The sequence below is a fragment of the Clostridia bacterium genome, assembly GCA_035561135.1.
Lineage (GTDB): Bacteria > Acidobacteriota > Terriglobia > Terriglobales > Acidobacteriaceae > DATMYA01.
Genome location: DATMYA010000071.1, coordinates 63,497 through 77,585 on the forward strand (window position 1 = coordinate 63,497; position 14,089 = coordinate 77,585).

A 14,089-nucleotide genomic window follows, 5' to 3' on the forward strand; every position below is an offset into this window, starting at 1 on the left:
TAAGCATGTCCGAGGGCTTGTTAGTGTTTACTCATTGCACTACGTAACCGCGAAGCTCAGGATTCAACTATGAAGCGGTTGATCCTTGGGAAATTCGCTCGGCCGTACATGTTCTATGACAGGCGCTACTTCATCCGTGCTCCCGGTGATGAGGCGTGCTCCGCGCTGGTAGGTGAAGTAGGCCCAGGCCCACTCAAAGATTATGAGAATGCGGTTTTTGAATCCAATAATGAAAAAGATGTGAATGAACAGCCACGCTAACCAGGCGACGAAGCCGCTTAGATGAAGCGTGCCAAACTCCGCGACGGCCGCCTTGCGCCCTATCGTGGCGAGCGAACCCTTGTCGCGATAGTCAAAGACCGCGCGAGGCCGTCCGCGCAAATCGTTGATGATGCATTGAGCGGCGAACTCCCCCATCTGAATGGCAGCAGGCGCCACGCCTGGGACTGGCTTTTCATTTGCGTACCTGGCGGACGCGAGATCGCCCACAACGAAAACTTCGGGATGTCCGGGGAGGGTGAGGTCGGGCCCTACAATCACGCGCCCTGCGCGGTCGAGTGGGACGGAGGTGCGTCCGCCAACGGATGCCGCCACCGCGAGCTGGCGTCCGAGCGGGGATGCCGCCACGCCTGCGCCCCACAACGTCACGGCCGCAGGCAGGTGCTCTTTGCCGAGTTGGATGTGGTCCGGACCGACGCCGGTCACCATAGCATTTGTCCGCACCTCCACTCCAAGCGATCGCAGTTGATCTTCGGCGCTGCGCGAAAGGTCCTCGGGATAGGTGCTGAGGATGCGCGGCGCGGCTTCAACGAGGATGATGCGCGCGAGTGCCGGGTTTATCGACCGGAAGTCAGACGCCAATGCACGCCGGGCGATCTCGACCAGCGCCCCGGCGAGCTCCACTCCTGTGGGGCCTCCGCCTACGACGACGATATTGAGCTGTTCCTGCTTGTGCTGTAGACGAGCGCGGCGCTCTGCAAGCTCAAAGGCGAGCAAGACGCGCCTGCGAATCTCCGTTGCGTCTTCGAGTGTTTTGAGGCCAGGAGCATACGGCGCCCACTCATCGTGTCCGAAGTAGGCGTGAGTGGCTCCGGCCGCGACAATCAGGCAGTCGTAGTCGATTCCGCCGTCCTGCAATGTAACTTGCTGATGGTCGAGATCGAACCCAATGACTTCCCCCAGCAGCACTTCCACATTCCCGTGTTTCTGCAGGATAGACCGGATGGGTGCGGCAATCTCGCCCGGCGAGAGGCCGGCCGTCGCTACCTGGTATAGGAGCGGTTGGAACGTGTGGTGGTTTTTACGATCCAAAAGCGTAATCCGAACGGAAGCCTTGGCGAGAGCACGCGCGGCGTACAGGCCAGCGAACCCGCCACCGACGATCACGATATGGGGAGCAGTTCCCACAAACACCTATCTGATTATATTTTTCTGCGAGTGGTTGATTTCTTTTCACATGCTGGCACGTCCGAAACAGATGGGGAAGTGTGCCCCGGCAGAATTGTGACCCTTGACGAGCTATTTGACGAGGGAGTTGCATCTAAATAAAGTAAGTAATCACTTACTATGAGCACTGCACAACAAAGATTTTCGTCGGAAGACAGGCGCCACCAGATACTGGAGGTGGCTACCGAGATATTTGCGAGGCAAGGTTTTGAAGGCACGACCACGCGCGAGATCGCGCAAGGCGCGAATGTCAACGAGGCTATAATCTTCCGGCATTTTCCTTCTAAAGAAGAGTTGTACTGGGCGGTCATCGATCTGAAGTGCCGTACGGGCCGAAGCAAGGCGCAACTGTGCGAAGCGCTTGCGGAAGGCGACGACCTGCGCAGCACTTTCGTCGGCATCTCAGAACGGATTCTGCGGCGAAGGGCGGAAGACCAGACACTGACGAGGTTGCTACTTTTCAGCGCGCTTGAGAATCACTCGCTCTCGCACCGGTTCTTCCAGACGTATGTAGCCGAGTATTATGAGGCTCTCGCCGAGTACATTCGGTCGCAGATAGACCGGGGGGCGCTGCGTGAAATGGATCCGCTGCTTGCAGCGCGGGCCTTCCTTGGCATGGTTTTTTACCATTCGCTCATTCAGAATTTGTTCGGAGGCAGCAAAGTTCGGCAGTATGACGCACGCGAGGTGAGCGAAACGCTGGTTTCCATCTGGCTGCAAGGGATGTTTTCAAAGGAAACTAAAGCGGGAGACGGCATCGCGAACACGGCCCGATCACATTCGAGAACCGCAAACGAGGAACGCAGTCGCGAACTGCGCCTCGTAACTGCAAAGTCCGTCTGCGCGAAAACAAATCAAGGGAAGTGACGCAAGCATGAATCTAAGCAGGCATGGCAATTCTTCTATTCGCCGGAGCGCGGTCGTGAGACTGGCGCTCGCGGTCTGTGTACTGTTTTTGTTGGCCATTCTGGCGGGGTGCAGCCAGGAGAAGAAGGCTTCCGCTGCGCAACCGCCGGTCCCCGTAGTGGTTGCGTCAGCCGAACACCGCGACATTCCGTTGACATTAAACGCCATCGGCACGGTAGAAGCTTTTTCAACCGTTCAGGTAAAGTCGATGGTAGCCGGGCAGATGCTGAAGGTGCACTTTAGCGAAGGCCAGGACGTAACGAAGGGGCAAATCCTGTTCACGATCGACCCGCGTCCATTCGAGGCGGAACTGGCGAGGGCAAGGGGAAACCTGCAACGTGATGCTGCTCAAGCCGAGAATGCGCGAGTGCAGGCGGTTCGCTATGCGGCGCTGCTCAAGGAAGGCGTGGTCGCACAGCAGCAATACGACCAGATGCAATCGACGGCCGATGCAGCGCAAGCTACTGTTGCGGCCGATAGAGCCGCCGTTCAAGCCGCGCAGGTGAACCTGCAATACACGAAGATCTACTCCCCGATCAATGGTCGTACGGGAAGCCTGCTCGTACATGAGGGCAATATCGTGAAGGCGAATGATGTGCCGCTGGTGACGATCAACCAGATCACGCCGATTCTCGCCGAGTTCTCGCTCCCGGAGCAATTCCTGCCAGAGATAAAGAAATACATTGCTGCCGGCCAACTGACCGTAGCAGCGGTATTCTCGGATTCTCAGCAGCCGCCCATCAAGGGCAGGCTCAATTTCATCGACAATGCGGTGGATCGCTCGACGGGGACGATTGCTCTGAAGGCGGAGTTTGGAAACAAGGACCGCATCTTGTGGCCGGGCCAGTTCGCGAACATAGTTCTGACGTTGACGACAGAAAAAAACGCTGTGGTGGTTCCTTCGCAAGCCGTGCAGTCGGGTCAGGAGGGAGCGTACGTTTTCGTGGTGAAGAGCGATAAGACAGCAGAATCGCGCCCTGTCGTAACTGGCTCAACGTACCAGGGCGCAATCGTCGTTCGCTCAGGTGTGCAGGCTGGCGAGACCGTGGTGACAGACGGACAGATGCGGCTAGTTCCGGGAGCGCACGTGGATGCGCGAACCGCGCAGGAGGCGCAACCCGCGGCAACTCCGGCCAGTGCTGAAGGAGCAAAGTCGTGAGCACCGTTCTCAAACACGCGGAATCTGATAAGAGAAGTGCTTGCATCTCACGTGGAGAGCGGCGGTGGGAGTTAGGGCCGACGGTCGTAAGAGGTAGCAATTCATGAATATTGCTGAGATTTTCATCAAACGACCGGTCATGACCACATTGGTGATGTTCGCGATTCTGTTGTTCGGAATCGTCGGATATCGCCTGCTTCCTGTCAGCGATCTTCCGAATGTGGATTTTCCGACCATTACGGTGAACGCCTCGCTACCGGGTGCAAGCCCGGAGACGATGTCCACGGCGGTCGCGATGCCGCTGGAACAGCAGTTCTCGACGATCAGCGGCGTCGATTCGATGACTTCGACGAGTTCGCTGGGTTCGACGAGCATCACCCTGCAATTCTCGCTGGATCGCAACATTGATGCTGCCGCGCAAGATGTCCAATCCATGATCGCGAAGAGCGCGCGCGATCTTCCGCAGAACATGCCCGCGCCGCCTTCTTACCGGAAGGTAAACCCCGCTGACCAGCCAATCCTGTACATGGTGCTTAGCTCGCCGACGATGCGGCTTTCGGATGTGGATGAATATGCCGAGACCACGATGGCGCAGCGCATCTCGATGATCAACGGCGTCGCGCAGGTGTCGGTCTATGGCGCGCAAAAGTACGCGGTGCGCGCGCAACTCGATCCCAGCGCACTCGCGAGTCGCAAAGTTGGAATCGACGAGGTTGTCCAGTCCATACAGAAGGGCAACGTCAATCAGGCGACCGGCACGCTCTACGGCGATTTCCAGGCGTTCACGATCGAGTCGAACGGGCAGTTAACCAAAGCGACGGACTACGTACCGCTGATCGTTGCTTACAGGAATGGAAACCCGATTCGCCTGGGCGAACTGGGCAAGGTAACGGACAGCGTAGAAAACGATAAGACGGCAAGCTGGTTCGTAAAGAATGGCGTCTCACAGCGAGCCATCATTCTCGCCGTACAGCGCCAGCCAGGCACAAACACGATTCAAGTTGTCGACAATATCAAGGAGCTGATGCCGGCTTTCCGCCAGCAGATTCCGGCGGCTGTAAATATCGATACGCTATACGACCGCTCAGAGTCGATTCGCGAGTCGGTTGGAGATGTGAAGTTCACGCTGATGCTGACTATCGGGTTGGTCATCATGGTGATCTTCCTGTTCCTGCGGAATCTGTCGGCAACTGTAATTCCCAGCCTTGCCCTGCCGATGTCCATCATGGGCACCTTCGCCGTGATGTACCTGCTCGGGTACAGCATTGACAACTTGTCACTGATGGCGCTGACGCTCTCGGTGGGTTTCGTTGTGGACGATGCGATCGTAATGCTCGAAAACATCGTGCGTCACATGGAGCAGGGCGAAGGACCGTTGCAAGCGGCGCTGCACGGGTCGCGCGAGATCGGGTTCACCATTCTCTCGATGACCATTTCGCTCGCGGCAGTGTTCATTCCTGTCATGTTCATGGGCGGACTGGTGGGCCGCCTGTTGCATGAGTTCGCAGTCACAATTACGACGGCAATTCTGGTTTCGGGTGTCGTATCACTAACGCTGACGCCCATGCTGGCTAGCCGCTTTCTGAAATCACATAAGCAGGAGAAGCATGGCAAGCTGTTCCTTGCTTCAGAACGTTTTTTTGAGGGGTTGCTTCGTCTATACGACACGACTCTGAAGGTTGCCATCCGGCGCCGGTTTGCGACGCTGATGGTGTCCATGGCCGTGCTGGTCGCGACGGTGTTCCTGTTCATGAACACGCCCACGGGCTTTCTACCGAGCGAGGACACAGGGCAGCTCTTCGCGCCCACCGAAGCCGCGCAGGGAATTTCGTTCCAGGACATGGTGCGCCACCAGCAGGCCGCTGCCGCCGCAGTGGCGAAGAACTCCAATGTCGAGCAGTTCATGTCGTCGATGGGAGGCGGTGGCGGCAATACGGGACGCTTCTTCATGCGGTTGAAACCGCGTGAGGAGCGCCAGCCGGCGCGTGAGGTGGTGCAGCAGTTACGGCGCGACGTCGCCAAAGTACCAGGGATCCAGGTTTATCCGCAGGAGCCGCAGGCCATCCAGATTGGCGGACGTTCGAGCAAGAGCCAGTACCAGTTCACGCTGCAGTCGCCTGACACGCAGGAGCTCTATAGCGTATCCCAGCAACTGCTCGTTAAGCTGCAAGGCGTGCCCGAAATTCAGGACGTGACGAGCGATCTCCAACTTAAGAATCCTCAGGTCACCGTCGATTTCGATCGGGATAGAGCGTCTGCAATGGGGGTGACGGCGCAGCAGATCGAAGACGCACTGGGTTCAGCCTATGGACAGCGGCAGGTGTCTACGATCTTCGCACCTAACGATGCATATCGCGTGCTGGTGGAGGTGCAACCGCAGTACCAACTGGATCCGACGGCGCTGTCATTGCTGTATGTGAGGGCGACTCCGCCATCCGGAACGGGGCAAGCGGGTTCATCGGGCGCAGGTCAGGATGCGACTTCGGGCGGATCGCAATTGGTCCCGTTGAACACGGTTGCGAAGCTGACGCGCACGGTAGGTCCATTGACGGTGAATCACCAGGGGCAATTGCCTGCGGTGACGATCTCGTTCAACCCCGCGCCCGGCGTTGCGCTGGGCGACGCGGTTCAGAAGGTACAGGACTTCGCGAAACAAACGTTGCCGACGAGCGTAACGGGAACGTTCCAAGGAACGGCACAGGCCTTCCAATCATCCGTAAAGGGACTGGGATGGTTGTTGGCGTTGTCAATCCTCGTCATCTACATCGTGCTGGGAATTCTTTACGAAAGCTTTATCCATCCCATTACGATCCTTTCGGGATTGCCGTCAGCGGGCTTCGGCGCTTTGGTGACGCTGAGGCTGTTCCACCTCGATCTAAATCTCTACGCGTTTGTCGGAATCATCATGCTGGTAGGTATCGTGAAGAAGAACGCCATCATGATGATCGACTTCGCGCTGGAAGCTCAGCGCAAGGAAGGGAAGAGCCCGGCGGATGCCATCTACGAAGGCTGCCTTGTACGTTTTCGTCCTATCATGATGACGAGCATGGCTGCATTGATGGGTACGCTGCCGATCGCACTCGGAATGGGCGCAGGTGCCGAGTCGCGGCGGCCACTAGGCCTGGCAGTAGTCGGCGGGTTGCTGTTCTCGCAATTGATTACGCTGTACATCACACCCGTGATTTACGTGTACATGGAATCCTTCCAGTCATGGCTTGGACGCCGTGGTGTTCGCGACAAGGTAACAGAGGCCGACGTGGAGCACGAAGAGGCTATTCTGACGGGCGACTGAAGCGCTTAGGGAGTAATTTGTAAGGGGCAGCAGTGTGGTGGGCGATTTGAGGCGTTCACGGCTGCTGCCCCTTTATCATGGTTGCACATAGACGGAGTTGAACAATTGCATCATGTTGACAGACGTGTCTGTGCGCTTGTGGTCGATCGATGCCGTACAATGAAGTAATCTGCTTTCGTGCATGAGCCGTGCGCGGAAACTCTGAACGAGAAGCCATGTCAATCCTGCCGTACTGCATCGTAGATGAATTCGCCGAAATCCATCCGCCCGCATTTGGAGTACGCGAGGCCACCATCCATGACTTGTCCGCCGCCGGGCTGCGCTGCTTCTATTCGGAAATGGACGGCATGCCGACGGCTGAGACTGTGCGCGAAGATGCGCTGCAATTCCACGAGTTTGTGCACGCGGCATTCGCGCAGGGGACGGTGATTCCATTCCGGTTCGTGACGTTACTGGAAAGCGAAGACGAACTGGAAGCGTTTCTGCGGCGCAAAGCCGAAGCCTACGTTCCTGCACTGGAACGACTGGAAGGCACTGTGCAGTTTGAGATGCGTATCAGCAACAAGTCTCCAGAGCAAGTCGAGGAGACTGCAACCGAGGATTCAAGAGAGCGGCAGGCGGCATTGCACGATGCCGCCGCGGCCCTCCAGCAGGCTGCAGGCGACTTGGCGCTGGGTTGGCATACGCGGAACGACGAGGAGCACGCGCGTTGCTACGGGCTTGTTCGTCGCGACTCGGCGCAGGCGCTGCGGGAGAAACTGAGCAAAGTAGCTCTGCCTCCCGAAATTCGTGTCGTGATGAGCGGACCATGGCCGCCGAGTGAATTCGTTGATGTACAGGCGCAGCAGGCCTGACGAAAGGCGCGTTGAACCCCAGAAAAGCGCACGGCCGCACGCTGGAGCATCTGCCGAGTGAGGTTGTGGGCGGATTGCTGCGGCCGTGCAGTCTTTGTTCCTTAATGTCTTTCTAGCTGCGCCGATGCGGCCTTTCGCTGATGAACATGCATGTTCATCCGGATTGTTCGTGGTTGTTTCTGCCTAGGCAAATTCTCCATAGTCCGCTGTGTAAAACTGCATCTAACTTTCGTAAGTTGAGCAGTGCCCGGCCAATTGGCTGCACTAGCGAGCCACGCTGTCGTTGCTCACATCCCGCAAGGTTTTGCAGCGCGAGTCTTAGCTTGTAGAAAGTTGCGAATGGCCAGTGCGCAAATGCGTGTTTCAAAAAGACGTGTGGAGGCCGGGAGTCGTGCAACGTCGTCGCTCGGCCTCGCGGCTGCTGAGCGATCGGAGGAAATCTATCCTTTGCTGCTGGACGAGATAGCTGCACTCGGCTACTCGCGCGCGCTTATTGCCACGGTTAACTATGACGCCGCGGAGATACGGCCAGTCGTAATGCGCAATTGCTCTCGCGCATTCCGCGAACGCTTTACGTCTTCTTTGCATGCAGCAGAGAATCCAATGGTGCAGGTTCTAAACGCGCTTGAGCCTCGGGTTGTGGCTGGGGCTAAACGTGGGGACGCCTACGTGTACTGCCATCCCATGTTCTTTCGCAGCCCTATGCCATGTCTTGAGGCCGACCGTGAACGGCGTCCGGGATGCCTGGGGGTGGACTCACGTAACGTGCAGTTCAGGCAGCAGGTTTGCGCCGTTTGCGATTTGGAGTCTTTCACAGCCCTTGTGAATGTCGAGTTGCCGCGCGCGCATAGCAAGACCAGCCTGAAACGCTTGACAACGGTTATTGAGGTCGCGAACCGTCTGCTCTCCCGGTTATACAAGACGGAGCAGTACTTCAACCGGATCGCGGAAATGGAAGTCACCATCGCGCAGATGCAGACGGTGATGGAGAGCATGGCGGATCCGGTGATCCTGACCGGCCCTCAGCATCGCGCAATCATGCAGAACAAGGCGGCGGAGCGCTTTTTCCGGGCGTCGGGAAATGGGAGCGTTCAGGCGGTAGAGTTGAACAACATGCTTTTTTCGGCTGCACTGACCTCCATGGTCGTCTCCGGAAGCGATTCGTCTTGCGACCTTACATTGGTGGATACGATCAGAGAGGAGGAAGTGCTGTTTGAGGCCGTTTCCGCGCCAAGCTTCACGCGCGACGGACGCCGCACGGGCAACGTTACGGTGATGCGCGACGTCACCGACCTGCGTCGCGCCGATGAGGAGTTGCGGCTGAACTACGAGCGCCTGCGGCACGCGGAAGAACTCGTGCGCCAGGATCGCGATCGACTGAATTTGATTGTCGAAAATGTCGGCGACCCGATTGTGGTCTGCAATAAGGACGCGAAGATCGTCTTGCTCGATCCGCTCGCCCAGGACCTTTTTGGAAGCGACACTGAGTCTCGCCGCTCGCGAACCCGGCTTCGAAACCAAGCGAAGCTGGATGTATACCTCACGCGATTCACCGACTCATTCTCGGAGCGGGAGAGCACACCGCTTCGCCTGTTGCATCCCGTCACCAGGCAGGAGGTGGAGTACGACGCACGCTCCGGCAAGATTTATGACGAGCGCGGGCACGTGGCTTTTACGGTCACGGTACTGCGCGATCTAACCTCGGTGCGACGCGTAGAGCAACTCAAAATGGAGCGGCGGCTGCTGGAGATGGAGAAGTTTGCAGCCGCAGGACGGCTGGCAGGAACGATTGCGCACGAGGTGAACAATCCGCTGGAGGCGATCAAGAACTGCATCTTCCTGCTGCAGAACTCGGTAACAGCCGAAGCTTCTCCGGTTTATGAAATTCTAAAATCCGAGACGGAGCGTGTGGCGCGCATCGTGCGTCAAATGCTTGGGCTTTACCGCAACACCGAGCAGGTTGGACGCTTTGACGTGAACAGCGTGGTAGAAGACACTCTCACATTGTTCGCACGGCAACTGGAGAGAGCGGGCGTGCGCGTGGAAAGCCAATTCACCGGTTTGCCGGCTTCCGTCGGTTCAGCCGACCAGTTGCGACAAGTGCTCAGCAACCTGGTGGTGAATGCGAAAGACAGTATGAGCCAGGGCGGGATACTGCATGTGCGCACGCGTGTAAGGCGCTACGGCAGCAACGAGTACATTCACATCATGGTCGCTGATACAGGATGCGGTATTCCGCCCAGCATGTTGCATTCGATGTTCGAGCCGTTCGTCAGCACGAAGGGGGAACGTGGCACCGGGCTGGGTCTCTGGATCGTTAAAGGGATTATCGAGAACCACGGAGGCAAGCTTCGCGTGAAAAGCAAAGTAAATGCGGGCACAGTATTCACAATCGATCTGCCGGTGGCGCGTTAAAGGAATGAACAGGCTTGGCCACATCCTTGTAGTGGACGACGAACCAAACGTCCTGGTGACGTACCGGCTCATCCTGGAGCAGCAGGGATATCAGGTGAGTGCGGCTCAGTCATCGGAAGCGGCGCGCAACGTGCTCGGGTCCGGGGGCGTTGACCTGCTGCTCTGTGATCTTTCGCTGGAAAAACAGGAGAGCGGTTTCGACGTCATCATCTTCGGGTCCGAAGTCGATCCCAAACTTGCATCCGTATTGCTTACTGGATATGCGTCACAGGAGGCGAACGACTGGGCCGATGAAAGAGGGATTCCTATGCTGTTCAAGCCTATCGATATCCGACAGCTGTTGGACACGATTGACGAGCTGCTAAGGAACCGCGGCGAAATGCGGCAAGCAAGCAGCAACTAAGGCTCTTCGTGAAGTTAGCTCACTCAGCGCGTGTCGATTTCCAACCCAAGAATTGCATCCACCTCTATGGCTTCGCCTCTGCGAAGGACCGGGCGGAACCGCCAACTTTCTATCGCAGTCAGCATTCGCTGAGTGGCTTCCGTGCCGCGCGACTCGATCACACGGATATTTCGCAGAGTCCCTGAAGGCTCGATAACGCACGCCAGGACGAGGCGCTCTCTCGGAACTCCGGCAGGGATATCCGAGCGGGTCGGTTCGGGCGGAGTGAGTTCGAAGTCGAACTTCGCGTTCACGGATTGTGGGTCGGAGTACTGGAGCACCGCCGTGCCGCCGCCTGTCTTGAAGTAGATGGTGTACATCCGGCTGCCCTTCAGGCGTCCGTAAAGGTTGATGCCGCCTCCGGCGCGGGGCGAGGCGACAATCGTGATGGCCGGGGCGCGTCGTGGGCCGTGCTCCGAACTTGGTGGGCTGAGGCTTGGCGGTGTGGCAGGACCGCCGAAGCTGGGGATATTCACGACCGTGGAGCCGCCGCCCAAGGGCGAGCCGCCTATGCTCACTCCTGCCATGACCTCCGTGGTCCCGTCGCCGGTTCCGCCAGGGCCGGGGTGCGGAGATATTCCGCCGCGAGCGCTTGCGTCGCTGCCATGGCCCGGTCCGCTAAGGCCAGCCCCAGTGCCAACGCCGCCGCTTGCACCACCTGGGCCGCTGCCGATACCGAGGCCGTTTCCCGCGCCCGAGCCTCCGAGACCGACATTTCCAGTACCACGCGGAGACATGGAAAGAGCACCTTCCCCAGCGCCGACCGGTCGGCCGACGACTTCGCCCGGGTGCGCGGAAAGGATTAGCCCAGTAACGCCAGCCTTGCCATGCGTTATGCCGGGGCTTTCGGGCCCAGGACTTTCTGTGCCGGAGCCAGTGCCGGAAGAGGCGGTGCGCTCCGCCGCACCAGCGATACCGCCCGTCACGCGATTCGCATCGACACCGAGAATTCCAGCTACGTTGCCGCCAGGTGAAGTTGCAAAGGCGCGCAATGAGGGGGAACCGTTGGAGACAATCCCAGCCAGCTCGACTGGCGGCGCAACCGCCGAATTCACGTAGCCCGAGAGGGCGCCAGGACGCACAGAGCGACCGTTCACGCGTTCGAGACTGGGAACTGGTTCCACCGGCAAGCGTGCTAGCAGTACGAGGTGCGCGCGGCGGGCGGTTTCGCTGGCCGGCGCCGAGACAGGCGGCTCGATTACGGTGAATGCGCTCCACGGAATCCGCTTTCCGCTGCGTAGCTCCCTCGCGTCTACCGAGGGTGCGACTGCTTCCCGCGCGAACTGCGGCATGGTACGCGAGGCGCTGACTGAAACGACGTCCACCGCAGGCCCGACGACATCTCGGGAGATGTGAACTTTTAAATGCCTGCCGGAGACGTTCACTTCTGGTGAGGGTTCGACCGCATTACGTTGCCATTCGAGTTTCCTTGTGGAACGAATGTCGTCGGCCGGCACGGGCCCGGGACTTGGCGCGCTTGCCAAGGCAAGAAGGTTGGCCACTGCTGAGGTCACAAGCGGGAGTTTGAGCGTAGGCGCGTCCGCAATCTGCTGTGCCATGCGCTCGCCGCGCACAACACGGATCGCCTGGTAGGGATTGAATGCTTCGCGTCCACCGGTTCGTCCCTCAACTCCAGCCTGGGCTCCACTAGTGTCCGTGGTCAGGGGCAGGACGGAATTGGAGTAGTAGAAAAGCTCATAGTGCGATGCATTGCTCGGGCGCAGTTCGACGCTGGTGGTGAGCTTTCCAATTTGCGAAGGCACGACGAGCAGCGCGATACACGCAGCTGTGTGAAGCAGCAGGGAAGCCGCTCCGCCGCCGCGAGGGCTCAGCCCTGCCTCGACTTCGAGACTGAGCCGTGCGGGCGAACGCATGAGCGCAGGGCGAATGGAACTCACAAAGGCGTGCCAGCCCGGCTCCCACTCGACAAGCAACTTCGGCTCGGACGGCCGATGTTCACGAGCTAAACTCTGTGCTTCTCGACCGGCAGAAATCATGCTGCAACCTTGTTTCCCGACTCAATTGCCAGCTCAATGTTATCGCCGACCGAAGTGCCCGTACTGAAGATGGTGTGCAAAGGCAATTCAAGAACGCTGCACGCATTCATCAGCACGGGTGTAACTCGCCATGGCCTGACGTTTTCTTCCAGATGGACAACAGTCCGATCGACATCGAGGTACACGACATCTATCGCAAACGTCATCGCAAAAGTGTGGACCCCGTGGCAGGGAGCGATCCAGAGACCGCGGCCGTGCGTGAAGTTCGATCGCCGTGTTCCCAGCAGTCCGATTAGTCGCCGCCAGTGCGTGACGGCAATATCCAGATCGCTGGCAAGAAATGCCTGGCGAGTCTTGTTGTAGGCGTACTGAACATCTTCCGGCCTAGTACGAGTGTTCGCAGCAGAGCTTTCGGCGTCAGGAGCGGATCTGGTGGTCGTGTCGCCGTCGCCCAGTGTCACGGTTTTCTTGCTGTTCGCACCATTTGCGTTCGCGCTCTCCATGTCGTAGTCCGTTTCGCAGGAGTCCCCTTGCGTCCTCCCATGTAGATTCACTTCCGCGACTTTGTCTTGGTCGAGGCGTTGAACAACGAACGGCCCCTAATTTGGTAAGCCGCTAGTCCTAAACCAACGAGCAGCAGAAAAACCAAAACGAAGATGAGAGTAAAGTTCATTTGTCCATCGCAGGTCCCACGGTGCGGACGAGGGCGATGACCGCCGGTCCCAGAGTTACGAACAGCATCGTCGGCAGAATGAAGATGACGAGCACCGGCACCATCTTGATCGTGGTTTTAGCGGCAGCTTCCTCGGCTCGTTGCCGGCGTTCGGTGCGCAGCGAGTCCGAGTGCACACGCAGGGCTTGCGCGATGCTGGTGCCAAACTTGTCCGTCTGGATGAGTACGGCAACGAGTGCGCGGACATCGTCCACACCCGTGCGTAGCGCCAGGTTGCGGAGCGACTCAGCCCGGGACTTGCCAGCGCGCATCTCCAGGTTGACTAGCTGCAATTCGTCGCTGAGCGAGGGATGGACTGTGGAGAGTTCGCCGGCAACGCGGGCCAGGGCTTGATCGAGTCCGAGTCCGGCTTCGACGCAGACGACCATCATGTCAAGCGCGTCGGCCAAGCCAAGACGGATGGAAAGCTGGCGTCCGGTCACCTTGCGCTTGAGGATGAAGCGTGGAATGAAGTAGCCGAAAGCTGGAGCCACCAACAGCAGTATGGGCGCCCTAATTCCAAGACCAGTTCCGAGAACCACAATAAGTCCGAGCGCGGCGAACAGGATGCGCATTCCGAGATAAATCTTCAGGTGCTTCGCTTCGCGGTAGCCCGCCTGGATAAGCAGTGCCCGCATCTTTGAAACTTCCTCGGGCGACCTGGGCAGGGCGCGGCTGAGAGGCTCCATCGCCTGCTCGAAGCGATCTTTCATCTTCGGCCGCTGGGGGCCCTCCACCTTGCGTCCGAGCAGGGACTGCATACGAGCGCCAATCAGCGATGCGGGAGCCATCAATGCCGCCCCGAGCGCAAAAAGCGCGGTGGAAAGTACGACGAAAACGAGCAACAACAGAAAGAGTGGATTCAT

General features: G+C 58.5%; 10 protein-coding genes. 6 read left to right on the forward strand and 4 right to left on the reverse strand.

Features of this window, described 5'->3' with window-relative positions:
* Positions 1-63: 63 nt before the first annotated feature.
* Positions 64-1,407 (reverse strand): NAD(P)/FAD-dependent oxidoreductase, encoded by a 1,344-nt coding sequence (locus tag VN622_14605; GenBank protein ID HWR37091.1) that lies wholly within the window; start codon positions 1,405-1,407, stop codon positions 64-66.
* Between the two features lie 159 nt (positions 1,408-1,566).
* Here VN622_14605 and VN622_14610 point away from each other — a divergent pair, with 159 nt between their 5' ends.
* From VN622_14610 to VN622_14635, 6 genes are all read left to right on the forward strand, one after another.
* Entirely contained in the window at positions 1,567-2,313 is a 747-nt protein-coding gene (locus tag VN622_14610) for a TetR/AcrR family transcriptional regulator (protein HWR37092.1), read from the forward strand.
* Between the two features lie 7 nt (positions 2,314-2,320).
* On the forward strand, positions 2,321-3,511 hold the full coding sequence (locus VN622_14615; GenBank protein ID HWR37093.1) for an efflux RND transporter periplasmic adaptor subunit: 1,191 nt from the start codon (positions 2,321-2,323) through the stop codon (positions 3,509-3,511).
* A gap of 103 nt (positions 3,512-3,614) precedes the next feature.
* Positions 3,615-6,803 carry an efflux RND transporter permease subunit gene (locus VN622_14620; protein ID HWR37094.1) on the forward strand — a complete coding sequence of 1,063 codons (3,189 nt, stop codon included), beginning with the start codon at positions 3,615-3,617 and terminating at the stop codon, positions 6,801-6,803.
* A gap of 215 nt (positions 6,804-7,018) precedes the next feature.
* Entirely contained in the window at positions 7,019-7,657 is a 639-nt protein-coding gene (locus tag VN622_14625; protein HWR37095.1) for a GvpL/GvpF family gas vesicle protein, read from the forward strand.
* A 339-nt stretch (positions 7,658-7,996) separates the two neighbouring features.
* On the forward strand, positions 7,997-10,072 hold the full coding sequence (locus tag VN622_14630) for an ATP-binding protein (protein ID HWR37096.1): 2,076 nt from the start codon (positions 7,997-7,999) through the stop codon (positions 10,070-10,072).
* A 4-nt stretch (positions 10,073-10,076) separates the two neighbouring features.
* Complete coding sequence (locus tag VN622_14635; GenBank protein HWR37097.1) at positions 10,077-10,475, forward strand: response regulator; 399 nt, start codon at positions 10,077-10,079, stop codon at positions 10,473-10,475.
* Between the two features lie 23 nt (positions 10,476-10,498).
* On the opposite strand, the gene VN622_14640 is transcribed toward VN622_14635, so the two are convergent.
* The 3 genes from VN622_14640 to VN622_14650 all read right to left on the reverse strand — a co-directional run bounded on the left by VN622_14640 (position 10,499) and on the right by VN622_14650 (position 14,089).
* On the reverse strand, positions 10,499-12,511 hold the full coding sequence (locus VN622_14640; protein HWR37098.1) for a hypothetical protein: 2,013 nt from the start codon (positions 12,509-12,511) through the stop codon (positions 10,499-10,501).
* Positions 12,508-13,014 carry a DUF192 domain-containing protein gene (locus VN622_14645; GenBank protein HWR37099.1) on the reverse strand — a complete coding sequence of 169 codons (507 nt, stop codon included), beginning with the start codon at positions 13,012-13,014 and terminating at the stop codon, positions 12,508-12,510. Before VN622_14645 ends, VN622_14640 begins: the two co-directional genes overlap by 4 nt.
* 166 nt (positions 13,015-13,180) lie before the next feature.
* Positions 13,181-14,089, reverse strand: a complete 909-nt coding sequence (locus VN622_14650; protein ID HWR37100.1) for a type II secretion system F family protein — start codon at positions 14,087-14,089, stop codon at positions 13,181-13,183.